20 protein-coding genes are annotated in these 26,267 nt (G+C 59.9%); 9 read left to right on the top strand and 11 right to left on the bottom strand.

The window, feature by feature from the left end:
* Positions 1–5 precede the first annotated feature (5 nt).
* Complete coding sequence (locus tag XX99_RS01830) at positions 6–806, bottom strand: slipin family protein (RefSeq protein WP_050057660.1); 801 nt, start codon at positions 804–806, stop codon at positions 6–8.
* Between the two features lie 772 nt (positions 807–1,578).
* Positions 1,579–2,043: a hypothetical protein gene (locus XX99_RS01825; RefSeq protein WP_050057659.1), complete on the bottom strand. Its 465-nt coding sequence runs from the start codon at positions 2,041–2,043 to the stop codon at positions 1,579–1,581.
* Between the two features lie 416 nt (positions 2,044–2,459).
* Here XX99_RS01825 and XX99_RS01820 point away from each other — a divergent pair, with 416 nt between their 5' ends.
* Positions 2,460–4,787, top strand: a complete 2,328-nt coding sequence (locus XX99_RS01820; protein ID WP_050057658.1) for a P-loop ATPase, Sll1717 family — start codon at positions 2,460–2,462, stop codon at positions 4,785–4,787.
* Positions 4,788–5,051: 264 nt separating this feature from the next.
* Here XX99_RS01820 and XX99_RS01815 read toward each other — a convergent pair whose 3' ends face one another.
* From XX99_RS01815 to XX99_RS01795, 5 genes are all read right to left on the bottom strand, one after another.
* Complete coding sequence (locus XX99_RS01815) at positions 5,052–6,353, bottom strand: NfeD family protein (protein ID WP_050057657.1); 1,302 nt, start codon at positions 6,351–6,353, stop codon at positions 5,052–5,054.
* 602 nt (positions 6,354–6,955) lie between these two features.
* Positions 6,956–8,590, bottom strand: coding sequence for a tetratricopeptide repeat protein (locus tag XX99_RS01810; RefSeq protein WP_156185751.1), 1,635 nt, complete (start codon positions 8,588–8,590; stop codon positions 6,956–6,958).
* Positions 8,591–8,651: 61 nt separating this feature from the next.
* Positions 8,652–9,224: a DinB family protein gene (locus XX99_RS01805; protein WP_231581111.1), complete on the bottom strand. Its 573-nt coding sequence runs from the start codon at positions 9,222–9,224 to the stop codon at positions 8,652–8,654.
* A gap of 129 nt (positions 9,225–9,353) precedes the next feature.
* Positions 9,354–10,637, bottom strand: coding sequence for an MSCRAMM family protein (locus XX99_RS01800; protein ID WP_050057655.1), 1,284 nt, complete (start codon positions 10,635–10,637; stop codon positions 9,354–9,356).
* A gap of 80 nt (positions 10,638–10,717) precedes the next feature.
* Entirely contained in the window at positions 10,718–12,436 is a 1,719-nt protein-coding gene (locus tag XX99_RS01795; protein ID WP_221302291.1) for a glycosyltransferase family 39 protein, read from the bottom strand.
* Between the two features lie 671 nt (positions 12,437–13,107).
* Here XX99_RS01795 and XX99_RS01790 point away from each other — a divergent pair.
* The 5 genes from XX99_RS01790 (at position 13,108) to XX99_RS01770 (ending at position 19,811) form a co-directional block, all read left to right on the top strand.
* Positions 13,108–13,917 carry an EAL domain-containing protein gene (locus XX99_RS01790; RefSeq protein ID WP_050057654.1) on the top strand — a complete coding sequence of 270 codons (810 nt, stop codon included), beginning with the start codon at positions 13,108–13,110 and terminating at the stop codon, positions 13,915–13,917.
* Positions 13,918–14,249: 332 nt separating this feature from the next.
* Entirely contained in the window at positions 14,250–16,679 is a 2,430-nt protein-coding gene (locus XX99_RS01785) for a penicillin acylase family protein (protein ID WP_050057653.1), read from the top strand.
* Entirely contained in the window at positions 16,676–18,451 is a 1,776-nt protein-coding gene (locus XX99_RS01780; protein ID WP_050057652.1) for a 6-pyruvoyl-tetrahydropterin synthase-related protein, read from the top strand. The genes XX99_RS01785 and XX99_RS01780 overlap by 4 nt, the downstream gene beginning before the upstream one ends.
* Positions 18,448–19,371 carry a polyprenyl synthetase family protein gene (locus XX99_RS01775; RefSeq protein WP_375782533.1) on the top strand — a complete coding sequence of 308 codons (924 nt, stop codon included), beginning with the start codon at positions 18,448–18,450 and terminating at the stop codon, positions 19,369–19,371. Before XX99_RS01780 ends, XX99_RS01775 begins: the two co-directional genes overlap by 4 nt.
* Before the next feature lie 92 nt (positions 19,372–19,463).
* Positions 19,464–19,811 (top strand): metal-sulfur cluster assembly factor, encoded by a 348-nt coding sequence (locus XX99_RS01770; RefSeq protein WP_050057651.1) that lies wholly within the window; start codon positions 19,464–19,466, stop codon positions 19,809–19,811.
* A gap of 126 nt (positions 19,812–19,937) precedes the next feature.
* Here XX99_RS01770 and XX99_RS01765 read toward each other — a convergent pair whose 3' ends face one another.
* Both XX99_RS01765 and XX99_RS01760 read right to left on the bottom strand, forming a co-directional pair.
* Positions 19,938–20,261, bottom strand: coding sequence for a hypothetical protein (locus XX99_RS01765; RefSeq protein ID WP_156185750.1), 324 nt, complete (start codon positions 20,259–20,261; stop codon positions 19,938–19,940).
* Between the two features lie 150 nt (positions 20,262–20,411).
* Positions 20,412–20,723, bottom strand: a complete 312-nt coding sequence (locus XX99_RS01760) for a hypothetical protein (RefSeq protein ID WP_050057649.1) — start codon at positions 20,721–20,723, stop codon at positions 20,412–20,414.
* Positions 20,724–20,919: 196 nt separating this feature from the next.
* Here XX99_RS01760 and XX99_RS01755 point away from each other — a divergent pair, with 196 nt between their 5' ends.
* From XX99_RS01755 to XX99_RS01745, 3 genes are all read left to right on the top strand, one after another.
* On the top strand, positions 20,920–21,870 hold the full coding sequence (locus XX99_RS01755; protein WP_050057648.1) for a catalase family peroxidase: 951 nt from the start codon (positions 20,920–20,922) through the stop codon (positions 21,868–21,870).
* A 287-nt stretch (positions 21,871–22,157) separates the two neighbouring features.
* Positions 22,158–23,018 (top strand): hypothetical protein, encoded by an 861-nt coding sequence (locus tag XX99_RS01750; RefSeq protein ID WP_050057647.1) that lies wholly within the window; start codon positions 22,158–22,160, stop codon positions 23,016–23,018.
* A 25-nt stretch (positions 23,019–23,043) separates the two neighbouring features.
* The gene (locus XX99_RS01745) at positions 23,044–23,451 is read left to right on the top strand and encodes a hypothetical protein (protein WP_050057646.1); all 408 of its coding nucleotides are present in this window, start codon (positions 23,044–23,046) and stop codon (positions 23,449–23,451) included.
* On the opposite strand, the gene bshC is transcribed toward XX99_RS01745, so the two are convergent.
* Positions 23,448–25,049 (bottom strand): bacillithiol biosynthesis cysteine-adding enzyme BshC, encoded by a 1,602-nt coding sequence (gene bshC / locus XX99_RS01740; RefSeq protein WP_050057645.1) that lies wholly within the window; start codon positions 25,047–25,049, stop codon positions 23,448–23,450. The genes XX99_RS01745 and bshC overlap by 4 nt on opposite strands.
* A 148-nt stretch (positions 25,050–25,197) precedes the next feature.
* Complete coding sequence (locus XX99_RS01735; protein WP_050057644.1) at positions 25,198–26,223, bottom strand: DUF2520 domain-containing protein; 1,026 nt, start codon at positions 26,221–26,223, stop codon at positions 25,198–25,200.
* Positions 26,224–26,267 lie beyond the last annotated feature (44 nt).

Here is a 26,267-nt window from a genome sequence, read left to right as displayed (position 1 = left end):
ACCCGTTATTTTTGCTCTTGTAGCGGAGAATTTTTCTGTACGGGGGGCGGCGTGGGCGGGGTGAACCGGTTCAGCAAGGCCAGCAGTTCCATGGGCAGGGGGAAGATGACCGTGGTGTTCTTCTCAGTACCGATGTCGGTCAGGGTCTGCAAATACTTCAGCTGCAAGGTGATGGGCTGGGCGGCGAGCAGATCTCCGGCCTCGACCAGCTTCTGTGCCGCGGCAAACTCGCCTTCGGCGTTGATGATCTTGGAGCGCTTTTCGCGCTCGGCCTCGGCCTGCTTGGCCATGGCGCGCAGCATGGATTCGGGGAGATCGACCTGTTTGACTTCGACGCTGACCACTTTGACTCCCCAGGGTTCGGTGCGCTGATCGATGATGCTCTGAATGCGCTGGTTGAGCGCGTCGCGGTGCGAGAGCAGGCCGTCGAGCTCGACTTCGCCGAGAACGGAGCGGAGTGTGGTCTGCGCGAACTGCGAGGTCTGGTAGACGTAGTTGGCGACTTCGATAACCGCCTTGGCCGGGTCGAGCACGCGTAAAGTTATGACAGCATTGACTTTAATCGTAACGTTGTCGCGGGTGATCACGTCCTGGGGCGGAACTTCGAGGACTTCCTGGCGCAGGGAGACGCGGACGATCTGATCGAAGGGGCGGAAGACGGCGATGAGGCCGGGGCCTTTGGGCTGGGGCAGCGCACGGCCCAGGCGAAAGATGACTCCGCGCTCGTACTCGCGCAGTATCTTGATCGAGCTGAAGAGATAGAACACCACGACCAAGACAACAATCAGAGCCGGAATACTAAGCATCGAGCATCACCCGGATGCGATTGTATCGCAGCGGCATCGGCGAAGATGCTCTATTCGGCGGCGGGAACCCGCTCCACTAATAGCCGGAGGCCGCTTAGGGCGCGGGCGTTCTCGATTCGGCGATGGAAATTGGAGTGCGGCGGCGGGCGGCTCTCGGGTTGGATTTCCGGAAAAAAATTGAGCGGGTGTCCTCTAGCAGACGTGCGTGAGAACTTTACGCGACTCTGCTGCACTCCCGGGCTTAGGGGAAACTGCAGCTCCCTCCACTTCGCTTCGCTACGGTCGGGATGACAATTTATGAGCTGACAACTTATGAGAGGTTGGAAGCGGCACGACTGAAGTCTGCCTGATACGAATCATTTCTGAGACCAGCTCTGGCCTCTTGAGTCAGAAGTGCGACGTATATTTACCAGATCTGTAAGGGCAGCGAGCTTGAGAGAAACTGCAGGTCCCTCCGCTTCGCTTCGCGGGGATGACAAGTTACGGCTGACAAGTTATGAAAGGTTGGAAGCGGCACGACTGAGGTCTGCCTGATACGAATCATTTCTGAGACCAGCTTTGGCCTCCTGAGTCAGAAGTGCGCCGTATATTTACCAGATCTGTACGGGCAGCGAGCTTGCGGGAAACTGCGGGTCCCTCCGCTTCGCTTCATCACCCCGGCGCGCCAAAAGAAGGCGCTCCAGGGACCCCGATTTCGCTGCGGTCGGGATGACAAGTTGTAGAAATAATTAACGATTGGCAGAACTCCCTCGTCATTGGTTTGATTGGATTTTCACTCGTCTTCCTCGCCGTAACTCATTAATTCGGTGAGACTTTCCCAGAGGTCCTGAGGAATGTGGTGGATAGATGGCGGTGATTGATTTCGTTCGGGTTGTGGTCCGGTCATTGAAGGAACAGCACTTAGCGAATGTCCGCCTCTTAGGAAAGGCTCATCACTTAGGGAAGGCTCTCGACCCGGGTCGGTGAGGCGATCGATGGCTACGATGAGGGCGAGCAGGGCCTCGGGATAGCAGCGCATGTAACAGCGTATGTTTTCGAGCCTGGCGCGGAGGGCCTCAAGGAGCTGCGGCGTGTCCATGGCTTCGAGTTCGTCGTTGAGGTCGTCCATGCTCCGGTCGAAGTCGTGTTCGGTCTGCCAGCGGATGTGGAAGCGGCAGCGCGATTCCGTTCGGAGACGCGGCTGACGGCAGATGCGTCCGTTGGGCAGCTCGTATTCGCAGAGGGCGAGGTTGGGCATCGGCTTTCCTTTCCTGGTGAACGGGTGTGCCGGAAATGGAAAAGGACCGCGCCCGGGCTGGTTGCGTTGCCCGGGGTGCGGTCCTTTTTGTTCTCTATCTCTATTTTAGTGAGTTAGGGCTTAATTATGTGCCAGGTATTTTGGCTATGGTTAGGCGTTCTACTGCTACCCTTCTGTGGCTTTATTGACGGCGTGAACGCTTCTAAGTGGTGGGAAGGGCGTTTTTCGGGAGTCTTAGCCTGAGATGAGTAATTTAGCTGTACACGCAACGTCAAAAGCGCGGCTCAAAAAACGCCAGAATGGCTTATCTCCGCAGCGAAGTGTCTATAGGCTCGGAATTTCTGCCCACGCTTCACGAAATCTCAGTTTAATAACCGATAGTACAATCTCTTCGATCACACCCGAGACCATCAGCTATGCCTTCGATTGCCAAGACCTTCTTCGCCTACCCGTCCTCACCTCCGGAGATAACTGCCGTAGTGGAACAAGTTGTATCGAATTTCAAAATGGCGGGTGTCGACAGTGTGGAGTCTTGGCGTCAGCTCGATGTTGCTGGGCATTTCATCGCAGATCAGATTCTCAATAAGATTGATGAGGTTGAAGTCTTCGTTGCCGATATCACACAGCTGAACTTCAATGTGGCCTACGAAGTCGGGTACGCTCTCGCTCAGGGGAAGAGAGTTGTTCTCACCCGCCACAAAGGCATTCAGCAACTGGATCCGTTGATTAAAGATGTAGGCATATTCGACACCATCGGCTGGAAAGAATATCAAAACAGCAACGAGCTCGAGGCGGCTTTACGCGACATCACAGATTTTTCTCCGTCGATCAAGAGTGTTTATCCACTGAATAGGCGGGCTCCCGTTTACCTGATCGCTGCAAGAATCCGAACAGATCAAGTGACTCGTATCATCTCTCGCGTGAAGAAAGCAAGATTGTTTTTTCGCCAGTTTGATCCGGCAGAATCACCACGGCTGTCTGCCACACAAGCATTTGAACAGGTGTCTCAATCTTTCGGAGTTCTGCTGCATCTGCTGCCAGATCGATTTACCGACGCGAGTATTCATAACATTCAAGCGGCATTCATTGCTGGATTGGCCGAGGGCTTCGACAAGGTGCTTCTCTTTCTCCAAGATGGAGAAGAGCCGGTCCCTATTGATTATCGAGACCTTGTGACCGCATTTCTGGACCCATCACAGATCGATGAGGCGATCGGGGAGTTCGCGCCAAAAGTAATCGAAGCCACGCAACAAGCGCAGCCTGCCGAGGCTGCACGCGCTTCGACGATCCTCGAATCGGTGACATTCGGTGCCTCAGCGGCAGAAAATGAGTTCCGCGTCCTGTCCAGTTATTATCTGGACACCGAACAGTTTCATCGAGCGATGCGCGGAGAAGTGCGGTTGGTCGTCGGGAGGAAAGGTGCAGGCAAGACCGCAGTCTTTTCTCAGGTCCGAGATCGAAAGAGACAGAACGCGAAGAACATTGTTCTAGATCTTCTTCCGGATGGGTATCAGTTACTGAAATTCAAAGAGCTGGTTCTTAAGTTCCTGGGTGCCGGGTCGTTAGAGCACACAATCACAGCGTTTTGGGAATACCTCCTGCTCTTGGAAGTTTGTCACAAACTATTGCAGAAAGATCAAGCATTCCATATGCGGGATCGACGGCTCACTGAGCCGTATCGTAAGCTCGTAGAACTTTACCAGACGGATGAGTATGTTGTAGAAGGCGATTTTTCGGAACGTCTTTCAACTTTACTCCAGCACATCACCGATGATTATCAAGCGAAATATGGTGAGGAGACGAATCGCTCTTTGAGGCAACAGGACGTGACAGAACTACTGTACCGACATGATGTCGGGACCCTCCGTTCGCACGTTACTGAATATCTTCGTTTTAAAGATGGGCTGTTCATCCTCTTCGACAACATCGACAAGGGCTGGCCAACCCATGGGCTTACTACAGATGACATCGCCATAGTGCGAGCTCTGATAGAGGCCACACGTAAAGTCGAGCGGCAGCTCGCCAAAGCTGAGATCGACTGTTTTGCTTTGACCTTCCTGCGAAACGACGTCTACGAACTTCTGGTGCGAGAAACTTCCGATAGAGGCAAGGAGGGGCATGTCGCCCTGGATTGGTCTGATCAGGATATGTTGCGCGAGATGATCCGCCGCCGTCTCATCTACAGCGGTATGCCAGATCGTCCGTTTGAGGAACTCTGGCCGCAGATCTGCGTGAGCCACGTTGCGGGAGAAGATTCTTTCCAATATTTGATCGAAAGATGTCTGATGCGACCCCGAGCTCTGATTGACCTGGCAAGTCACTGCTTAGCGAGCGCTGTAAATTTAGGACACCCCAAGATTCAAGTCACGGACATTGAGAAGGGCGTCTCAGCGTTCTCTTCAGACTTGGTCAGGGACATAGGATTTGAAATAAGCGATGTCCTTCCCGAGGCAGAAAACGTACTGTACGCCTTCATAGGCGAAGCCCAAACGCTGCCATCTGCTGCATTAAGGAAGCTTCTAGAACAGAGCGGCATGCCGATATCGAAGATCGATGAAATCATCAAGACCTTATTGTGGTATGGAGTGATTGGTGTGAAGCGGTCCGACGGCGCCGTAACCTCGATCAACGACGTCAATTACGAAATGCCAATTCTTAATGGCATCATCCGAAAGCTTGAGACCAGCGGAGTCGTATACCAGATCAACGCAGCATTCGTCTCTGCGTTGGCGTTGAGCGAGTAAGAGGGGAAATAGGAGTTGAGCCCTATTCTCGAAGCAGCATTACAGTGGGATTGGGCAGGCAGGCATCTCACGCTGATTCTACTTAAGTAAACAAAGAGTCATCCTGGCAATAGATGAGGTTTGCCGCTTTCAGTCCGGCCGGCCAATGCAGACTAGACGGCAACGAGGTTCGGATCAGTATCGATATGACGGCATATCGGTAGTTATGGTCGGAATTGGCATTTCTCAAAACTGCGTGCCCATAACTTCGCTGTGTTCCGAAGGTTAGTTCGCTGGGCCGGTTATGGCTGGGACTCGATCGACCATCAGGGTTAGTCCGCTTACGGCGCGGACCTTCACCATTTCTCCGGCGGGGATGCTTTCGGGGGATTCGGCTTGCCATAGCTCTCCGTGGATGAGGATCTGGCCGCGGGGGGCGAGGGTCTCCTGGGCTATGCCGAGGGTTCCGACCAGCGCGCCGGCGCCGGTCATGACCTTGTTTTTCCTCGCGAGCATGGCGATGCGGACGAGGAAGACGGTGATGAGGCCGAAGGCCAATCCGCAGGCGATGGCGGTGAGCAGGGCTACGCGCAGTTCGGGGATGGGACCGTCGACGAGGGTGAGGGTTCCGAAGATGAGGGCGACGATGCCGACGGAGGCGAGCACTCCATGGCTGGGAAATTTGGCCTCGAGCAGCAGCAGGGCGAAGGCGGCGAGGAGCAGCATGACCGAGGTGTAGTGGACGGGCAGGAGGTTGAGCGCGAAGAGGGCGGTGACCAGCAGCAGGGTGCCGAGGGCTCCGGGGATGATGGTGCCGGGGACGTTGAACTCGAGATAGATGAGCAGGCCGCCGAGGACGAGGATGAGGACGGCGAGGTTGGGGTCCATGAGGCGGTCGAGGATCTGTTCGCGGAGGGTGGGGTTGAGCTCGATCCGGGCGGCGTTGCGGGTGTGGAGGGTGACGGTGGTTCCGTCGAAGCGGTGGAGGGTGCGGCCGTCGATTTGATTCAGCAGATCGGTGACGGTAGGGGCGACGGCGTCTAATAGATTCAGTTTTTGGGCTTCGTCGACGGTGTAGGACTTGGAGTTGAGGATGGCGTCCTGGGCGGCGTCTACATTGCGATTGCGTCTCGATACGAAGGAGCGCATGAAGGCCGTGGTGTCATTCTCGAGCTTCTGTTTCATGATGGGGTCGAGCTGGCCGCCTTCGATGACGGGGTGGGATGCTCCGGCATTGGTTCCGGGAGCCATGGCGGCGATGTCGGCAGCTTCGAGGAGGAAGAAGCCGGCCGATCCGGCGCGGCTGCCGGAGGGCGCGATGTAGACGATGACGGGAACCGGCGAGGCTAGGATCTTCGCGACCATGGAGCGGGTGGTGTCGAGGAGGCCGCCGGGCGTGTTGAGCTCGATGAGGACGGCTGAGGCGTGGGTGACCTCGCCCTGGGCGAGGCCGCGGGTGAGATATTCCTCGCTGATGGGCTGGATGGTGTCGTCGAGCTTGAGGATGACGACTTTGGGGGTTTGGGCCTGGGCTGCCATGGTGAACAGGATGAGGAGCGCGAGAGCGAGGAGGGCTGTTTTTGCCATGTCCCAGAGGCGGGATGTGGGGTGTCCGGCGAAAAACCCCACATCCCAAGTGCGGGATGTGGGGCACCCGGTTCGGTCAGGGGCTAACGCCCGTTTCCTGGCTGGAGTTTTTCGTACGGGCTGAAGCCCGTACCCTTCAAGGAACGGGATTGGTTCTTCGGTTCGCTTCGTTTGCCCGCTGAGCTTCGATGCTTTCGGTGCTCTATCCCAGAGGCTGGGTTTGGGATATTCCGATTGGTGGATTCCCACCCTTTGCGCAACGTCCGCGCAAAGGATGGGGCACCCGGCTGTTTTTGCCAGGTCCCAGAGGCTGGATGTGGGGTGTTTGGCGAAAAACCCCACATCCCAAGTGCGGGATGTGGGGCACCCGGTTCGGTGGTGGTGTGGGCTGACTGCAGGTCCCTCGGCTCGCTTCGCTCGCTCGGGATGACAAGCCTGTTGGAGCTTCCCTATAGATCGGAGCTCTCCTAAAGATTGGCGCTCTCCTAAAGATCGGCGCTCTCCTGGGGATTGGCGCTCTCCTGGGGATTGGAGCTTCGCTGGAGATTGGAGCTTCCCTGCCAGTTGCCGAGGCAGGGGATCGGGTTTCGTGGGATCTGGCTTCATGGCACCTGCTGGCCTCTGGATTCTATGGCCTGCTTCATTCCCCGGGCGTTGGCGCTGGCGGGGTCGATCTTGAGGGCCTGGCTGACTTCGCTGGCGGCGGGGGCGAGCTGGTTGCCGGCCAGGTCGAGGCGGGCGAGGACCAGGTGAGCGGGCACGTTGGGCGAAAGGGTCAAAGACTTTTGCGCCTCCTGCCGGGCGGCTTCGGTGTCGCGGCTATGTTCGCGGACCTCGGCGAGGCCGGCGTGAGCCATGGCCGATGACGGATCGGCCTTGAGCGCGGACTGGAATTCGCGCTCGGCCTCCAGGATAAGCCCGCGGTTCAGAAACTGTTCGCCATCTTTCACCAGCGAGTCGGCCTGCTGCGCCGGCGGGAGGGTGGCGAGGCGCAGGGCCTGCACTTGCTCCATCTCGAAGGCGGCCTGGCGGAAGCCGGTTTCACTATAAGAGCGCTTGATGCGCTCGAGGGGCAGGGTGTCGTCGGGAATGGCCTTGCCGGGGTCGGGATTGATCTTCACCGATGCGGGATCTTTGAGGACGGTGGCGAAGGCCTGGGCCTCGGTGTCATTGGGGCGGAGCTTGAGGGCCTGATCAATCTCCTTGATCGCACCGGCGGTGTCGTTGCGGCGGCGGAGAGAGACGGCGAGGTTGAAGTGGTAATCCTCATCCTTGGGATCGGCGGCGCTGGCCTGCTGGAACTGCGGTGCGCCGTCGCGATTGCGGCGGCTGGCGGCGACTCCCTGGTTGTTGACCACCTCGGGCAGGGGCAGGCGCAGGCTGACGAAGGCGAAGGCATCCTCGGCCTTCATGTAATTCGCGGTATAGAAGAAGGACAGGCCGCGGTAGAAGTCGGCTTCGAGCGCGTTGGGATCGTCCTTGGGAAGCTGTCCGAAGGCTGTGGCCGCGGCGTCGTAGTCCTGATTCGCGAAATAGGCTCGGCCTAAGGCAAGCCGGGCGGGCACGAAGGCTGGGCTCAGCCGGACGGATTCTTTCAAGTGAACGATGCGGTCGAGGGGGGCCTCGTCGACGACGCCGCGGATGTAGTCTTCGAAGGCATCGACCCGCAGGGGCGCGTCGGCCGCGAGAAATGTCTGCTCGGCGACGGAGTAGGTGGGATCGAGCTTGCGGGCGACATCCCAGGCTAGTCCGTTGAGGGTGTCCATCAGACTTTTGAGGTCAGCATCGCGGGTGAGCGGCGAGCTCAGGGTGAGCGCGCTGACGTCGAGGATCTGGGCCTTGGCGGTGAGCCGGTCGCTTTGCTCCACATAGGAGCCGACGATGACGTAGTTGGCGTCGAGGGTCTCGGCGATGCGCACGGTGGTGGCGCGGGAAGGCTCGAAGTTCAGCGGCAGTCCCAGCCGGTCGAGGGCGTAGAGGCGGTCTCCGCGGCCGATGGTGAGAAATCCGGCGGAGTTCAGGCGGCGGTTGAGGATGTCGGCGGCAGCCTCGCCGATCCAATCGAGGTTGGGCTGCCCGGTCTGGTTTTCAAAGGGCAGAACCAGCAGCAGACGTCCATGCTCGTCGGCCTGGTCCGCTAAGGCGCTGACCTGCTGAGCCGCTGCCCGGCCCGGAGCAAAGCCGGCGAGAGCGGCGATCAAGACTACGACAGTGGAGAGAAGAAACTTGGCCCGCACAGGATTGGATTATAGTTGGGCGGCTCGCTTCGAGGCGTTGCAACATGGGCCGCCGGGCCGGTCAGTGCCCTGCCGGCTGCGACCACGGCGGAACGACGCCGTTCATGCGGGCGTAGGCGATCAGCTGGCCCATGTGTTCGTTGGCGTGAACGATGATGCGCAGGTAGATGCCGTCGACGGTCGCCTTTTTATGCTCGATGGTCACGCTCTTTTGCAGGTCTCCAGGTTTTAACTGGGCACGAGCGGTCTTTACCGCTTCTAAAGAACGCTTCAGCCAGTCGAGGACCTCGGCTTTCTGCGTCACCTTATTTTGGAGATCCTCAGACAGATCGGGTTCTTTGAGGCCGGTCGTACTCAGCAGGTAAAAGTTGGCAATCGCAATGTGCATGAAGACTTCGCTGGTCGAACGGACTCCGGGCGCGGGTCTCCAGGCATACTTTTCCGCGGGGATGGCCTCGGCGAGCGCGATCAATTGCCGGGAGACGTGACCCCACTCACCGTCGTATCCCTCCCATAGGCCTTCGAGGGAGTCGGCGTGAGTTTGGGCGGCCTGGGCGCGGAGAGCTGTCACGCTTCCAAGCGGAATCCACACAACAATGGACAGCAGCAGAGATTGCAGCATCGATCTTTTCATCACACCTCTCACATGACAGCTTCGCGGACCTTTATTCCATGGTGACGACGATGGTTAAAACGTGGCCTGAGCTAAGAAAGCCCGCTTGTTCTATGTCGAGGATGCAACTCCGCAATCAAGTCTTTCTCCTCAGGGCCAATCCATCTCCTCGCCGGGTTTCAGTTCATTCACCAGCACCTTGTCGAGCATTACATCATGCTGCTCCACCACCACGGGCATTCGCAGAGTCTGGTAATTTCGCGAAACCTTCCCGATATCAGAGGAGCCCGGGGATTTGATCTGGTCAAATACCGCAAAAATGACGAGGGAGTAACGTCCAGGCGGGACATACTTCATCTGAAAGGAACCGTCTTCTTCAATCATGACAAGCCGGAGGGTATCCTTCCCATCTTCAAAAAGGCGCAACATCGCCTGAGAGGGCACATGATGATCCTCTCCTGCTACGATGGTGCCCTTAATGGTACAGAGACCGGCCAGGTCGATTTTCAAATCCGCGTTTGCCACCTGTTCCTCTGCGCGGACCTCGAAGACCTTGGAGTCGCTGCGGCGAAAAACTCCCGGAGCATAGACCGGCGTCAAGTCGGGATAGATTCGCAGCTCGTCGTTTGAAGGCAAAAAACTCCCGTCGCTCATTTGTCCATGCCCGGAATTGATTCCTGAAGCGATCTGAATGCCCAAAATATATCGGCCAGGCAGCAGACCAAAGATGCGGTAGCGGCCTTCATCGTCGGTAACGGCCTGGAGACGGTGTCCGGTATAGAAATCGAACTCCTGCATCGTGCTTCCCCATGTGGAGGGCCGGGCCAAGCGTATGGCTTTTATGCCAGCGTCCCGCTCAGCGGCTTCCCATGATACCTGCATCCCGATCGCTGGACTGCCATCCGCAAATTGCACACGCCCAGAAATAACCGCGCCGTGATGTAAGGACAAGTTTACTGTCGCTGTCTGACCGGCGGAGACATGCACCGTCGGAATCGACGCGAGCAGGCGCTTGATTTGATCGTCCGGGATGAACGGATCTGCAGCCGTACCGCGTGCTACATAACCTGCCATCACTGCCGCGACGAGGTAATCTCCGGCGGGCACATTGTCCAGGCGGAAGCTGCCATCCATGCCCGAAGCGCCGAGGAATATGGCCAAATGCGGTTCCACTTTCTGCCATTTCGTCGTCCCTTCCGTATGCTCGATAGTGCGATCCGGGGCGACCGGATTCGGAACGAGACGAATCTCCGCAAAGCGGATTGGCAGGCTAGTTTCGTCGTCGAGCACATGGCCTGTCACGGAACCGGTAGGCGACGAAGAGCTTTTCGGATCTTCTGCTGGCTTCTGTGCTTGCGCGAATGCAATGGAAAGGATGGACAGAGCGAGGAACACCGCGTGCGTGCGATTCGGGCCTGAATACCTGAGGTTCATGCCAAGAGTATCCGCCCGGCTCACTCGCCGGACAACTGCGAAATATCGACGCTTTTCGTGGATTCCGATCCGTCGGAAACTTAGGGTTGAATCACCGGTTGCAGCTCTGCTTCGGCGGCGCGGTTGAGGTGTATGAGGGCGGCCCACTGGCCTTTGCGCTGGGCGCGCCAGACCATGTCTCCGTCGAGGATGCGGGTGACGGTCTGCGGCTCCAGGTCGCGATGGAAGTCGAAGAAGCGCCGGTCTAGCTGTTCGTTCTTCGGTCCCAGGCTCATGAGCAGGTGCGGCGGATCGTACTTGGTCGAGAAGAGAAAGGCGACGGAGTAGGCCTCGGGCTCTTGCTTCGCTTTCTGGATCTGGCCGAAGGAGAAGTTATCGATGGCCGCTACTTTGATGGGCTGCGAGACGTAGCCCAGTTCCGGCTTGCTGAGTTCGTCGGTCGCCGGCCAGGCGGTCAGGATGGTGTCGTGCGAGTAATGGTCGACGATGTGCGCGATGCCCTCCTGATGCAGCCGGATGACGTTGGCGTAGGCGAGATTGTCTTCGGGCGCAAAGCGATAGGGCGGATTGACGAAGAGGCCGGCGACGAAGGCCACGGCGCTGAGGGCCACCAGCGAGGGCCACCATTCGAAGCGGCGGCGAAAGGTGTTGACGCAGAGCAGGATGACCAGGGGATAGAGCGGCAGAAGATAGCGGGTGAGCAGCGCTCCTCCCAGGATGGAAAAGAAGAGGATGTTCGCGGCAATGACGACATAGAAGATGGCCTGATCGGCAAAGGAGATGCGCTCGCGCCCCGAGCCATCGCTCTCCTTTAAAGGAGGCAGCAGCATGCAGGCGATCATGAGCAGCACGGGGACGAAGAGGTTCATGTGCGCGGTGATATGCAGGATGCGATGGCCGAGGGCGAGCAGAATGCGCAGCGGATCGAGGGTGGCTCCGGCGTTGTAGCGGAGGTATTCGGGGTTTCCGAAGACGAAGCCGGTGCGATGCCGGTGGTAGAGATACCAGAGGACGAGCGGGAGGACTGGAAGAGAGAGAATGGCCGCGGTGATCCCAGGTCTCAAACGCGAGGTATTGGGCACCTCGCGGGGAGGTATCCCAGGTCTCAGACGCGAGACCTGGGGCACCCGGGGACTGTTATCCCAGGTCTCAGAAGCGAGACCTGGGGCACCCGCCGCCTGGGTGGAGGCGACGCTATTTTCCTTGGATCGCCCAAGTGCTTTTCGCAGCTCGCACAGCGCCAGGGCTAGCGGCGTGACAATGGCTGTTTCTTTGCTGAGTGCCGCCAATGAAAAGCAGAAGGCGGAGAGCCATATGCCGGAGCTGGTTCGCCGCAGCAGGAACGCTATGGCCCACAGACTGGCGGCAGCGGCGGTAAGGTCGGCGTGAGCGAGCGAGCTTTGCGCGAAGAACACCGGATAGAGGGCGGTGAGCAGTACGGTAAAGGACGCGACGCTGTTTCTTGCTGTGGTGAGAAGCGCAATCTTCCAGACTGCCGTAAGCGCGATCGACGCCATGAAGCACATGGCGATGCGTGTGACCAGCGGCGAGAAGCCGAAGAGCTTCCACCAGAGAGTCAGATAAATGGCGGGGAGCGGCGGGTGCGCGTTGGAGAGCGTGCTGTAGGGGATGAGCGCGCCGGTGCGGAAGAAGTCAAAGGCTGCGGGGATGTAGTAGCCAGCTTCGTCCCAGTAATAGGGCAGGCGCAGAAGCGGTCCGTGCGCTGCGGTGATGGCAAGGAAGATGGCGGGAAAGACGATCCAGAGAGGGATGGTTCGGCGCGCAACTGAGACGTTCAACTTGACCCTCGATTGGCCTCAGTTTATCAACCGTGGGGCGAGCATGGCAGTTCCGGCGCTTACGACTATTGCGGCCGGACTGATAATGGTCGCGCTGCGAGCTGACTGCAGGTCCCTCGGCTGCGTTTCGCTTCGCTCGGGATGACAATTGTTTTGTGATTTTCCGGTTGTTTCATTGGCGCAAATTGGATGGACGCGAATGCGAGTATTTTTTCTCGCCTACCGCGGGAGCTCGTGAATGAAGGGCGGTCGATCACAGGGCCAGCTTCTCCGGAGAGGCGGGCCGGGTCAATTGACGGGATGGTTAAGGATTCGGATCACGTGAACAAAATGTGCTTAATTATTGAGAGTTCAGGAGATCTCAACAAATTATGGACATCCTCGGGGAATTCTTCGGGCATCAGAGCGTGCATTGAAGTCCTCTTAAACGTAGAAGATGGAAATAAATTGTTGAATCGTCAGTAATCGTGCACCCGGCTATTTCAGAACCGATCCCAGGGGATGAAATGGCAGTTCTACAGTGAGCCTGTAAACCTAGTGGACAGAATTTCCGTCTGCTTAACCGGTCATAGCCGGGAAAGCAAGGCTCAAAGAGTGGTTGGTAGACTTTCCCTCGCGTCTGCTCAGCAACAACGCCCTAGTTTGCAACTAGGTTTGCGAAAAGGAGCCCGATGAGCCCGAGGAACGAAGTAACTGCCAATTTCCGCTGCGTCGCGTGTAAAGACGGCGTTCGACAGCCGTTCCCATTCAGCATGGCCTTTCAACCGATCGTCGACATTGAATCGCGCACGGTCTATGCCTATGAAGCGCTGGTGCGAGGTCTCGAAGGCCAGTCCGCCGCCGCGGTTCTATGCCGGGTGACACCGGAAAACCGTTATGCCTTCGACCAGAGTTGCCGCGTAAGGGCCATCTCTCTGGCCGCGCAACTTGGACTCGCGAAGACCGAGGCCCGGCTTTCGATCAACTTTCTCCCCCGGGCGGTGCTCCGTCCGTCATCCTGCATACAACTGACTTTGCAGACCGCCCAAATTTATGGCCTGGCCCACGACAGGATTATTCTCGAGATGGTCGAGACCGAGGAAGCGCCCGATCTCGATCACCTGCGCCGCATTGTCAACGACTATCGCCAGCGCGGCTTGAAGGTGGCGCTCGATGATTTCGGCGCGGCTCATTCGGGGCTCAACCTGCTGGCCGATCTTCCCACCGACATCATCAAGCTAGACAAGGCGCTGATCCGCAACCTCTCGCATCGGAGTTCGGCGATGGCTATCGTGATGGCGATGGCGAAGCTATCCCGAACGATGGGCGTGGAGCTCATCGCGGAAGGCGTAGAGACGCTGGAGGAATACGAGGCGCTTCGCCGCTGCGGCATTTCTCTGATGCAGGGATATCTGTTTGCCAAACCTGTGTTCGAAGCGCTGCCCGAGGTCAACTGGCCGGAGCATTTCGGTTATTCCGGGAAGCTTGCCAAAGTGGGCTGAACGGGGCCGAGTCGCTCCGGCATAACCGGATCGCTGCGGCGTTCGTCGTGGATACGGATGTCCCCGATATGGAAGATCGGGTATTCGGACCGGCATGCGTTTTCCCCACATCTCAGATGCGAGATGGGACTGGCTGTCCAGGCGGTTGCGCCTTCGGCGCCTGATCCGCGGTGTGACAGCGATTGTGGAATCCCACATCTCAAAATCGAGATGTGGGGCACCCATTTTGGAGCTTTTCTAACCGCTCAAAACGCGGTTGTTCTCGTGGACAGTATTAACGGATGGAAGAGCGCCAGCGGCGTGCCTTGCTGCGATGAGACAATGTCCTCGATATGCCTCTCGGAAGAAATGTGGAAGTACAGGAAGCGCGCAGGCGTCCGATCCTGCGCTGGACGCTGGTTTTTCTTGTTTTGCTGATCCTGGTTGTTGCTGGCGCGGTGTTGGGGAGCGGCCTCTGGCTGAAGCATGCTATGGTGGCGTCGCTTCCGCAGCTTGACGGCCAGATTCGTCTGCCCGGACTTACGGCTCCGGTCACGGTGCGGCGCGACCGGCATGGCGTTCCGCATATCGAAGCTGCTTCGCTCGATGACCTCTTCGAAGCGCAGGGTTACGTCACGGCGCAGGACCGGCTTTGGGAGATGGACATGGCGCGGCGCATGGCTGCCGGCGAAGGCGCGGAGATTCTCGGCTCCAAGCTTGTGGAGCACGACCGCGTGCAGCGGGTGCTGCAGGTGCGCGCTACGGCGGAGCGGCTGGCGACTACGTTAAGCGATCGCGACCGCCGCTATTTCGAAGACTACGCGCGGGGTGTCAACGCCTTCATCGATGCCAGCCAGGATCATCTTTCACCCGAGTTCCGTCTGCTGATGTACAAGCCCAAGCCGTGGCAGCCGGTCGACTCGCTGCTGGTGGTCATGAACATGATCCAGATGCTGGACCAGCGCTGGGACACCAAGATGGCGAGGGAGCACGTGACGGCGCGGCTGGGTCCGACGCTGGCGGCTTCGCTTTATCCGAACGGCTCGTGGCGCGATCATCCACCGACCCAGGCGGCTCCGGACTTGACCGCGCCGCAGCAGAATATTCCTGACGTGCCGCTGGACGAGACGCAATCGAGCACCGAGGATCTGCTGCATCTGCACTCGCTGCTGGCGAGAGCGGGACAAGCGTGCGACGGCTGCACTGCGGGCTCGAATCAGTGGGTGATTTCCGGGGCGCATACGGCTTCGGGCAAGCCGATGCTGTCGAACGATATGCATCTCGGACACCAGATTCCGAATATCTGGTATGAGAGCGATCTGAAGGCCGGCGATTTTCACGCGGCGGGCGTCTCGGTGCCGGGCATTCCTTATATCACTGCGGGGCACAACGAGCATGTCGCGTGGGGATTCACCGCGCTTTACGCCGATATGCAGGACATCTACGCGGAGCAGGTGAATGGACAGGACCAGTACCGCACGGCGAACGGCTGGCAGCCTATCGAACACAGCCGGGAGATCATCCACGTGCGCGGCGGCAAGGATGTGGTGCTGGATGTGGCGCGCACCGGCCATGGTCCGGTGATTACTCCGCTGCTGCCCCATGAAAGGCGAGTGTTGGCGCTGCGCTGGAATATTTACGATTCGAAGAGCAGCGGCTTTCCGCTGTTCGATATGAACGCGGCGGCGAGCGGGCAGGAATTTCGTAACGCCCTGAGCAAGTGGTTTGCGCCGTCGCAGAATGTCGTCTACGCCGACGACGCGGGGCACATCGGCTATCAGACGGTGGGCTACATCCCCATGCGGCCGAATGGAATTGCGGGGACTGTCATCACGGATGGAAATCATGAGTGGGCAGGCTTCATCCCCTTTGAGCAGCTGCCTTCGGCTCAGGACCCGGCGAACGGCATCCTGGCCACGGCGAATGCGCGCATCACACCGGATGGATATCCGTTTCCTCTCACCGATGAGTGGGCCGATCCCTATCGCAATGAGCGCATCTGGAAGTGGCTGGCGGGCAAAGACAAGCTCACGCCCGCAGACATGCTGAAGCTGCAGACGGATGTGTATTCCGAGGTCGATCAGGAGCTGGCCCAGCGCTTCGCCTACGCCATCGACCACGCCCACAAGACCGATGGGCGGCTGCGTGAGGCGGCCGACCTGCTGCGCACCTGGGATGGCGTGGTGGGGATCGATTCGGCTCCGGCGGCGATTCTGGCGGCGACGAAATCCGCCTTCTGGCCCATGCTGCTGAAGCCGAAGATCGGCGGCGACTGGGAGCTGTATCAATGGCCGGAGAGCGGCTTCGCGCGCGAAGAGCTGATCATGCACGCGCCTGCTGCGTGGCTGCCTGCGGGCTACGCGACGTGGGATGATTTCCTCGCCGCGGTAGTCAGGCAGGGCATGAGTGAGCAGCATGAGCTGGACAGCGTGGCGAAGTGGAAGTACGGAGCGCAGCACCCGGTGGTGGTCGAACATCCGCTCTACAGCCTGCTGCCATGGTTCAAAGACTGGACCGGCACCGGCGAGCAGCCCCAGGCAGGCGACACCACAACGGTGAAGCAGGCGGGACGCAGCCTCGGTCCGTCGCAGCGTTTTACGATGGACTGGAGCGATCCGGACAAGTCGACCGAGAACATCGTGATGGGCGAGTCGGGCGATCCCTTGAGCGACTACTACCGCGACCAGTGGCCGTACTGGTATGGCGGAACGACCTTCGCCCTGCCCTTCAGCGATCATGCAATTGCGGCCGAGACCACGCATACGCTGCAGCTGACGCCGTGAAGATTTCGCTTCCGCATTGCGACTCTCTGAGCGGCGAGGCAGGACGGCGCAGACGGCAACGGTCGCTGATGCTGGCGTCCGTGGGCATTGTTTTGCTGCCGCTGGCCTGGCGCGGGCCTTCGTGCGGACACGACTTCGATTTCCATCTCGAGTCGTGGCTGGAGGTGGTGCGGCAGTGGCATCAGGCATTTTCGGGCGGAGGCGCGTTCTATCCGCACTGGGTGGGGTCGGCGAATTACGGAGCGGGCGAGCCGCGATTCGTCTTCTATCCGCCGCTTTCATGGGCGCTGGGCGCGTTGCTTGGCCTGCTCCTGCCGTGGACCTGGGCGCCTCTCGCATTCACGCTGCTGGCGCTGCTGGCGATGGCGGCAAGCTTCTTCCACATGGCGCGGGAGTGGATGCCCGAGGACAATGCCGCGCTGGCCGCGTGCCTCTATGTGATCAATCCTTATGTGCTGTTCGTGGCCTATGAGCGCACCGCGTATGGAGAGCTGCTGGCCGGGGCGTGGCTGCCGCTGCTGGTGCTTTACGCGCTGCGGCGAACTCCGGGGCTTGTGCCGCTGGCGTTGACGGTCGCAGCCATCTGGCTCACGAATGCTCCAGGTGCGGTGATGGGCTGCTATGCGATGGCGCTGCTGGTGCTGTGGACGGCGATTGCCGAACGGCGATGGATGCTGCTGGCGCGCGCGGTGGGAGCGACGGCGCTGGGGTTAGGACTGGCCGCGTTCTATCTGGCGCCCGCAATCTATGAGCAGCGATGGGTAGAAATTGCGCGCGCCATCGGCTCAGGGATGCGAGTCGAAGACAGCTTTCTCTTCGGGCATACCGGCGAGCCGTTTCACGACCAGGTGCTGCATACGGCTTCGTGGATTGCGGTTGTGCTGCTGATCGCGACTGCGGCTGCGGCGATGCTGTCGAGAAGATACGAGGAAGCGCGTCCTGTCTCGCAATCCTCCGCTACGCTCCGCGATGGGATGATCGCACTCGCTGCCATGATCGCCTGCCTGCTGCTGCCCTTCAGCGATGCGGTGTGGCGCTATGCGCCGGAGCTGAGGTTCCTGCAGTTTCCCTGGCGATGGCTGCTGGTCCTGGGCATGATCGCTTCCCTGCTGGCTGGCTTCTGCCTGCGCGGCGAGGTGCGACGGCAGCGGGATATCTCCCTTCGAACCGGCGTAGTTCTGATGCTGGCCTGCGCGATGTCGGGACTGGCCTGCATTTCTTTCTGGCAGCCCTGCGATGACGAAGACAATGTTCACGCCCAGCTTGCGACCTTTCACGCGGGAGGCTTCGAAGGCACCGATGAATATACTTCCGCGCCAGCCGACAACGGAGACATCCAGCAGGGTCTGCCACAGATTCGCGTGCTGCGTGAGGCTGGGGGCGACGAGGCGGACAGCTCGGTCGCGGAAAACCCCGCGTGGCAGGCCAGCATGTCAAATTTGCAACCGTCGCAGATACATATCGAGCGCTGGGGTGTGGAACGCATGACGGCGACGGTCGATACCTCCGCGCCGGCCTTTGCTGTTTTGCGGCTGATGGATTATCCGGCGTGGCAGGTGCGGGTCAACGGACGGATGGTTTCTTCGCGGCCGCGGCGTGAAGACGGGCTGATGGTGGCTCCAATCCCTGCCGGCCATGCGCAGATCGACGTTCGCTACGCGGCGACGGCGGATGTCTGGGTGGGGCGGCTGGTCTCGCTGGTTTGCATCGTATTTTTTCTGATTTGCTTCCCGAAGCAGGTTGGGTGGGGGCCGCGGCAGCAGGTATCATGAAGCGAATGCAAGCCGAAGTTCATGTGAAAGAGATTTTGCAGACAGGCGCCGAGCTGACCGATCTGGCGCTCGAACGTCTGCTGCCGCCGGGCGATGCCACACCCTCGTCGATTCATCGCGCCATGCGCCACAGCACCTTTGCCGGAGGCAAGCGGCTGCGGCCGATCCTGGTGATGGAAGCGGCACGGATGATCCACTGCCATCAAAACGGCGGCGGAGAATTGCCGGAGGGCGTGGAAGAGCTGGGTGCGGCCATCGAGATGCTGCACACCTATTCGCTGATCCACGACGACCTGCCGGCGCTGGACAACGACGAGCTGCGGCGCGGCAAGCCGACCTGCCACGTGGTCTTCGGCGAGGCCATCGCCATCCTCGCGGGAGATGCGCTGCAGACGCTGGCCTATCAGACCCTCTCCAGGCTGCGCTGCCCGGCGATGGCTGCGGTCGAGATTGTTCGCCTGGTGGCGGATGCAACGGGAACGGTCGAGGGCATGATCGGCGGCCAGGTGCTGGATCTCGAAGGCGAGCATTCGAAGCCGACGGCAGAGAGCGTGGATGCGATCCATCGCGCGAAGACCGGCGCGCTGATCCGCGTGAGCGTGGTAAGCGGCGGAGTGTATGCGGGTGGTGATCGCGAAGACGTGCAACGGCTGACGGAGTTCGGACGCAAGGCGGGACTGGCGTTCCAGATCGTCGACGACATCCTCGATGTAACGCAGGACTCCGAGCAGCTGGGCAAGACGGCGGGCAAAGACCTGGCCAGCGACAAGGCTACATGGCCGGCGGTTTTCGGCATCGAGGAGTCGCGGGTTCATGCCGCGAAGCTGGTCGACGAGGCCTTTGCCGCGCTTGCTCCTTACGGAGGCGCAGCGGAGGGATTGAAGGCGGTCGCGCGCTATCTGGTGGAGCGGACGCACTAAGCAATCGCATAGTGATTACGTCGTTCAGGATGAAAAGCTTTTGTAGAACGGCTGGCGTGGTTCTCACGCCGGCTTGATTTAGGAATTTCGAAATGGCGTTTACAGAAGAAGACGTGTTGACCGCGCTGCGTGATGTCTACGATCCCGAGCTGCCGGTGAACATTGTGGATCTCGGCCTGGTGTATCGCGTGGATGTGGCCGTCGATGCCAATGCTCCGGGAGCGGGGATTTCCGGTGTACCTGCGCGGCATCGCGTGGAGATCGATGTGACCATGACGTCGCAGGGCTGTCCGGCGCATGAAGTGATTATCGAGAAGGTCAAGAACCGGCTCGCGGGGGTGCAGGCGATCAGTGCGACCAAGGTAAATCTGGTGTGGGAGCCGGCCTGGGGCCCGCAGCGCATCAGCGCGGCCGCGCGGAAGCAGCTGGGGATCGGCTAGGCGGTATCCCGACCTCTGAAAATCCAGACGCGGGGCAGGACTGGCCGTCCAGGCGCTTGATCCGTGGTCGCAATGACCATATTGGAATCCCACATCTCAGACGCGAGATGTGGCGCACCCGAATGCTTAGCGGGTGACGGCCTGGCGGAATTTTTCGCCCTTCTTGGCGAGGTCTTCGACAAAATCCTCGGCGCGCACCAGAAAGTCCTGTCCAGCGCGGAGATAGCCGGGGACCTTTTCCCAGATTTCGCGGGCGGTATCGGGATGCTCGAGCAGAGCCACGGTCGCTCCAGCCGCGGCTACGGCCAGCGCGGACTTACGGCGTCCGGCGATGAGCAGGTAGGCTCCGGCGATGAGCGAGCCGGCAGCAACGGCGCGGGTCCAGGGAAATTCGGTGACGATCTCGGGCACGCGGGCATCGATCTTATAGGGCAGTTTCATCAGGTTCATTTCCTGTATCCAGTAATCACTGAGTGAGATGCAAGTTTAGAGCATTTTTCCTATTCCCGTGTCGTTTTAGAGATTCGATACGTGCAGCTTTTCTTAGCGGAAAAGCTGCGTAGAGCGTCTCTCTTCGGCCAGCACCTGTAGGAAAGAGCTCTAATCCAGATCGAAATCGCGGAGGGGCTTGCCCTGGTCGGGTGTTTCCTTGGCTTTGCGCAGGGCCTCGGCAAATTTTTTCTCTAGCACGTCGTTGTTATTCTTGTGCGCCTCCACCGACTGGCGGAAGAGGCTTTCCTTGCGCTCGTCCTGCTCGCGCATGGCCTTGGCCGCGGTCTCGAAGTCTTCGAAGGTACGCTTGCGCGGGGCCGGAGTGTGCGCGATGACCGCGCCGGTGGCGACATCGATCTTCATTGTGGAGCCGCACTCGGGGCAGGCTACTTCGATGGTCGAATTCTGCTTAGGGCTCATGGTTCACTGCTCTGGTCGCCGGGGACTCGATGCCTCTGCGGAGTGAGTTCAGTCTACTGCGGCGGCGGGAGGAATGTCTCGTCAGGTAGAAATTCATGAACCGTTCGGCGGCGACGCTGCATTCCAGAGATGGAGATGTCACACTGTGAGAACCGCTTTGGCGGGTGTCACGGCCAACTTTCGAGGAGCACGAGCAATGCCACTTCCCACCGACGAGAAGCTTTTAGCCCTGAGCAATGACTTTATCAAGCAGTTCGACACGATTTTTGGCGAGCATCCCGGCTTCCGTCCGGCCCATGCCAAGGGCATTCTGCTGGCGGGAACATTTACGCCCGCACCCGGCGCGGAGGCGCTGACCAAGGCCCCGCATATCGCGCATGAGTCGACTCCCGTGACGGTGCGCTTTTCTAATTCGACCGGCATTCCGCTAATTCCGGACACCGATCCCAACGCCAATCCGCGCGGTCTCGCGATTCGCTTCAACCTGGCCGAGCATGTGCACACCGATATCATCAGCCACTCGACCGACGGCTTTCCCACGCACACGGGGCAGGAGTTTCTGGAGCTTCTGCGCGCGCTGGCGGCGAGCGATCCGGCGAACCTGGCGGGATCGCCGCTGGAGGCATTTCTGGGAAGCCATCCCGCTGCACTGGCGTTTGTGCAGGCTCCCAAGCCGGCCCCGGCAAGCTTCGCAACGGAGAGCTATTTCGGCGTGACGGCGATGCAGTTCATCAACAAGGATGGCGTGAAAAAGTTCGGGCGCTACCGGATCATTCCTGAAGCCGGCAATCAGCACCTGGACGACGCGACGACGAAGGCGAAGAGCGCGAACTATCTCTTCGAGGAGATTGCGAAGCGCATCGGCAAGGAACCGGTGAAGTTCAAGATCGTAGTCCAGGTGGCGAACGATGGTGATGTGGCCGATGACGCGACCATCCACTGGCCGGAAGATCGCAAGCTGGTGGAGTTTGGGACGGTGAGCCTGACCGCGGTGGTTGCGGATAACGACCACGAGCAGCAGCGCATCATCTTCGATCCGATTCCGCGCGTGGATGGGATCGAGCCTTCGGCCGATCCGCTGCTGGAATTGCGGGCTGCGGTATACCTCATCAGCGGACGGCGGCGGCGGTCGGCTCCCGCTCAGTAGCGCTCATCTGAAGGGAACGGTGCCTAAAACCGTTCCCTCAGCGGCTGAAGCCGCACTCCTTTGGCCTGATTGACGTACGGCCTGAAGGCCGTACCCTTCCAAGAGCAAGCTGTTTGAGTTAAGTACCGCCTGATGGCTGGACCCTTCAAGGCCGAGACTTTGTCTGCAACAAGGCCGAGCCTTTGTCAGCAGCCTGAGGGGGAGGGGCCTGAGGCCGTTCCCTTTTCTTGTTTGAGCTATCAAATGTCATTGTGCTTTGTGTTTGCGATGGGTAGGATGTGTTGCTTATGTCCCGCCCACTCATCCATGAACGGCGCCTGAACTCCCGCGCGGCGATCGCGCTCGGCTTCGTACTCGTCTTCGCTTGCACCTCTTGTGCCGATCTCTCGGCGGTGGCGAAGTTTGCCGCGACGGCGAAGAACGCGTCCACTGGTTTCTCCGATATCGCCAACGACTTTGCCGGCTCGGCGGAGCGGCGTGCGCTGTATGTCAGCGACGAAGAGAAGCCCGTAGTCGAGAAGCAGGCCGAGACATACAAAGCTTTGCAGCCGGAGATGCTGGCGGCGCAGAAGGTGCTGGTCGACTACATCGCCGCGCTGGCCGCGATCTCGACCGATAGCGCGACCAGCCGCGACGCCTCGGTGAAGGCCACGGAGGACGGCCTGAAGAAGATCGGCATGTCTTCGGCTCAGGCTGCTGCCGGTGTGGGGCTGGCTACCAAAGTAGTCGATGCGCTGACCGCCGGATATCGGAGCAACAAGGCGGGCAAGGTGATCCGCGACTGCAATCCGCTGCTGCAGGATTACCTGAAAGGCCTGGAGCAGATCGTGGGCACGGACTATCCGTTGGTCCTGAACAACGAGAGGATTTCCGCGGAAGGCTACTACCAGGGGCTGCTGCACCGGTACGGCGAGAAAGAGCCTCTGGCGGCGGTGACGATTCGCGTGCAGATGCAGCAGGATCTCGACGGGATCAAGAAGCGGGAGCAGGCGGCCACGGCGTATATGAAAATCCTGACCGATATCGGCGAGGGCCACCAGAAGCTGGCCGACAGCGAGCATATGAATCCCAAACAACTGGGAAAACTGGTTGAGCCGTACGTGGAAGATATCGCGAAACAAAGCGTGGCCGTGGCAAAGGCCTACTAATCAGGATTCTCCGAGGGAGAAAGCAATGTCTTTTTATTCCGATCAGGCGAAGCAGTTCGAGCAGATGGCCGACGACATTGAAACCCGGCTGACCAACGAAGGCTCGACGCTCGATGACGCCAGCTACGGCAAGCTGGAGCAGCAACGCGATACGTTGCAGGACAAAGCGGATGTGATGATCACCGCCGACGTGCAGGCCGCACTGGGGCAATTGAAAATCGATCAAACGGCGCTGGCGAAATGCACCGCCGACCTGGTCCATGCGGTGAAGGCAGTGAAGCGTTTCGATCAGATTGCAGCGATCGTATCGGCTGGTGTCAGTCTCGCGACAGCCATTGCCTCAGCCAACCTTGGCGGGATTGCCAGCGGCATTGCGGGCGCGGAACAAGCGGTTGCGGCAGCCGTGAAGCCTCCGGCGGACGCAAAAAGCTAGAGGTAGATGGCGCGGTGCCCGGGACATTCCTGCGCGGCGTGTTCGACGAGCTGCGGGATGAGAGCGTCGCCATAGCGCGCTAAAAAGGCGGCGGCTCCGACGATGCGCTCCTGCGGATGCTGCTCGGGGAAGAGCGCGAGATAGATGGCGTCGACATGGCGGCGCAGGCTGCTCTCTTTCTGCAGCTGATAGTTGGCGGCGAGGCGGCGCAGGCGGTTCATCTGATAGAGCATCTTCGACGCCGCGACTTCGGCGGAGCGGCCCAGGCCCGGATCGAGCGCGGCCATCCACTGCTTGACCTCTGACAGTTCTGCATCGAGAGCGTTGCCTGCGGCAGCGAGCTTGCGCTTGCCCTCGATGGGCATGGAGCGGGCGCCGAGGCGCTGCGCCAGGTCATCGGGTGCGGTGTGAAGGATGTCGCCGAGAGAGAGCTCGTGCTGCGCCAGCACATCGGCGATGGCGGGCTCGATCAGTGTGGCGCTCAACCGGGGAAGAATGGGCGTGATGCGGCCGAGAATTTTTTCATAGAGCACCTGCGACTGCGCGAAATAGGCGATCTCCGCGGGGCCTCCGATGTAGGCGGCCGTGGGCAGGATGTAGTCCTGAAAGACGGGGCGAAGCAGGGCGTTGGGGCTGAGGCGCTCGGGCTCGGCTTCGAGGATGGCGAGCAGCTCGGCCTGGGTGTAGCTCTTTTTGCCGGCAATCCATGTTTCCGCGTCGGTGGCCGAATCGCGGCGCTTGAGCGCGAGGCGCTGGCCCTGTTCGTCGATGAGGAAGAGCAGGCTGCTGGAGGGTGTGACCAGTACCTGCGAGCCATAGCCGCGGGATTCAAGCAGCTTGCTGCGGTCGAGCAGCGCGGCTTCGAGCTCGGCGGCCCGCTCGATAGCCTCGCGAAGGACAGGAGCGCCGAGAGCATGAAAAGGGCGCGACGCAGCGTCGATCAGAATCAGTCCCTGATCGGCGAAGATGGCGGCCATGAGACGGCCGAAGGCTTCGGCGTAGGTGGCGTCCGGCGTGTAGGCAGCCTGGATCGCGTCGAGGATTGGCGAGGGTCCAAGCAGTTCGGCCGCTTGATCCAGAACAGCGAGTATGCCGTCACCTAACTTTACATTTCCAACCGGCTTATGCGCGTCGGCGGGATCGTGGGTGGCGCGCAGCGTGTGCAGCTCATGGCGGGAGGGCAGCGAGAGGTGATCGGCCTCTTCGAGGTCGTGATCTTCCGTGGCCAGCCAGAAGATGGGAACCGCGCCGGCATCGTTGGCCTTCCGGATGGCTGTTGCGGCTTTCAACAGCGTGAATAGCGGTCCACCAAAGATGGTTACCTGCTGGCCGGTGACGACAGCAGAAGCGCCCTCGCGCAGTTTCTGGATGTTGGCCATCGTGGCCGGACTCGCGTCGAAGCCGCGGTTCTGTGCTTCCAGAAGGTCAGCGATGCTGGAACGAAGAGCAGCGTCCTGGGAGTGCGATTGCTGCGACCACTGCGGAGAGTAGGGGCTGGTTGGGTAGAACGGCGCCAGCGGCTCGCGGCTCTCCGTGTACTCCAGAAAGAGCCGGCTGAGCCGGGGAAGGATCGAGATTGGATAACACTCGCTGTGCACCGCGTCAGCTCTCCCTAAATATTCAAGCCACTACAAGCCGTTTCAGTTTCTCACGACGGTGTAACGGCAAGGCCACCGACGAGTTGTCATCTTTGACGGAATCAAGGCCGGTTCCCGCCGCCGCTCCCAGCAAGACCTCGGCGACCGATCATTCGTTGGACTTTTCTCTTCTCGGCCTTGATACAAAATGAAGAGTCTTCGCCAAAGTTTCAGATTTTTTTACTGGCAGCGCATCCAGCGCGAATCCGGCGAGAGAGCGATATACCGCCGCGAGAATCGGATGCTCCTGGAGGGCCTGAAGATGCAGACGAATTGTTTCGGCATCTCCGCGGGCGAAGGGACCGCTGAAGCTTTTTTCGGGACCGCGGGCGAAAACGTTGCGCATGGTGGGCTCGGCCAGCGACTGGACCCAGCGGCGGGAGGTCTTTTCATCGAGGCCGGCGAGCCGCGCTGCCTCCATTGCGACGGTCAGGGCGGAGACCAGAAGCGGCGAGGCCAATGTGCCGGCGGCGTGATACATCGCCTTGTCCTCGGAGCGGAGATCGAAGGGCTTCCCGCCCAGCCTGCGAAGGAGCGAGTACAGGATTTTGCGTGTGACGGCATCTTCTACTTCGATGCCGAAGAAGACGCCGTGGAGCGAGATAACATCCCGCGTGGGGAAGGTCATCACGGGATGAACCGAGGCCACTTGGGCTCCGGCGCGTTTCGCGGTCTCCAGAGCGGCGACGGTCAGCGCGCCGCTGGAGTGGACGACGATCTGTCCGGAGAGGCTTGGGCGGCGTCTAACGATCTCCTTAACAGCCGCAGGAATGGCGGAATCGGGCACGCAGAGCCAGAGGATGCCGGCTTCGAGATTCGCGTCCCGCCAAGTGGTGAGCGGAAGCCGGGAGCGCCGTTTTCTGCGAACGATCACTTCGCGGAGCGGAATGCCCGCTGAGGTCAGCGCGGGGACGAGGGAGCTGCCCCAATTGCCGAGTCCGATCACCGAGATATCTACGATCTTCCGAGAGCGAGCGGCCATCTTCCGGATGGTACCGTAAGGGAGTGTGGGCTTAACCCAGTAAGGGAGATGCGCTTTCCGGCGTCTGCTGTGCGGGTTCGCCGGGAATGACGCGATTGTCAGAAGCGATGGTCCGAAGTGGTTCTCCGGAGTGGTTGTCCGGAAATCGGACATCGTCCGGGTTTTCGAGGTTGAGATTGCAGGTTGATCAGGAAGGG

Source organism: Silvibacterium bohemicum, assembly GCF_001006305.1.
GTDB classification, from domain to species: domain Bacteria; phylum Acidobacteriota; class Terriglobia; order Terriglobales; family Acidobacteriaceae; genus Silvibacterium; species Silvibacterium bohemicum.
Note: the sequence above shows the minus strand (reverse complement) of the source record. Positions and strands in the feature narration are given on the sequence as shown.

Bases quoted from the DNA above. Each gene is read 5' to 3' on its own strand.
- XX99_RS01775 (WP_375782533.1), top strand. From the start codon at position 18,448: ATGAAGCGAATGCAAGCCGAAGTTCATGTGAAAGAGATTTTGCAGACA.
- XX99_RS01785 (WP_050057653.1), top strand. From the start codon at position 14,250: ATGCCTCTCGGAAGAAATGTGGAAGTACAGGAAGCGCGCAGGCGTCCG.
- XX99_RS01820 (WP_050057658.1), top strand. From the start codon at position 2,460: ATGCCTTCGATTGCCAAGACCTTCTTCGCCTACCCGTCCTCACCTCCG.
- XX99_RS01770 (WP_050057651.1), top strand. From the start codon at position 19,464: ATGGCGTTTACAGAAGAAGACGTGTTGACCGCGCTGCGTGATGTCTAC.
- XX99_RS01745 (WP_050057646.1), top strand. From the start codon at position 23,044: ATGTCTTTTTATTCCGATCAGGCGAAGCAGTTCGAGCAGATGGCCGAC.
- XX99_RS01800 (WP_050057655.1), bottom strand. From the start codon at position 10,637: ATGAACCTCAGGTATTCAGGCCCGAATCGCACGCACGCGGTGTTCCTC.
- XX99_RS01805 (WP_231581111.1), bottom strand. From the start codon at position 9,224: ATGAAAAGATCGATGCTGCAATCTCTGCTGCTGTCCATTGTTGTGTGG.
- XX99_RS01765 (WP_156185750.1), bottom strand. From the start codon at position 20,261: ATGAACCTGATGAAACTGCCCTATAAGATCGATGCCCGCGTGCCCGAG.
- XX99_RS01790 (WP_050057654.1), top strand. From the start codon at position 13,108: ATGAGCCCGAGGAACGAAGTAACTGCCAATTTCCGCTGCGTCGCGTGT.
- XX99_RS01830 (WP_050057660.1), bottom strand. From the start codon at position 806: ATGCTTAGTATTCCGGCTCTGATTGTTGTCTTGGTCGTGGTGTTCTAT.
- XX99_RS01815 (WP_050057657.1), bottom strand. From the start codon at position 6,353: ATGGCAAAAACAGCCCTCCTCGCTCTCGCGCTCCTCATCCTGTTCACC.
- XX99_RS01750 (WP_050057647.1), top strand. From the start codon at position 22,158: ATGTCCCGCCCACTCATCCATGAACGGCGCCTGAACTCCCGCGCGGCG.
- XX99_RS01760 (WP_050057649.1), bottom strand. From the start codon at position 20,723: ATGAGCCCTAAGCAGAATTCGACCATCGAAGTAGCCTGCCCCGAGTGC.
- XX99_RS01735 (WP_050057644.1), bottom strand. From the start codon at position 26,223: ATGTCCGATTTCCGGACAACCACTCCGGAGAACCACTTCGGACCATCG.
- XX99_RS01755 (WP_050057648.1), top strand. From the start codon at position 20,920: ATGCCACTTCCCACCGACGAGAAGCTTTTAGCCCTGAGCAATGACTTT.
- XX99_RS01825 (WP_050057659.1), bottom strand. From the start codon at position 2,043: ATGCCCAACCTCGCCCTCTGCGAATACGAGCTGCCCAACGGACGCATC.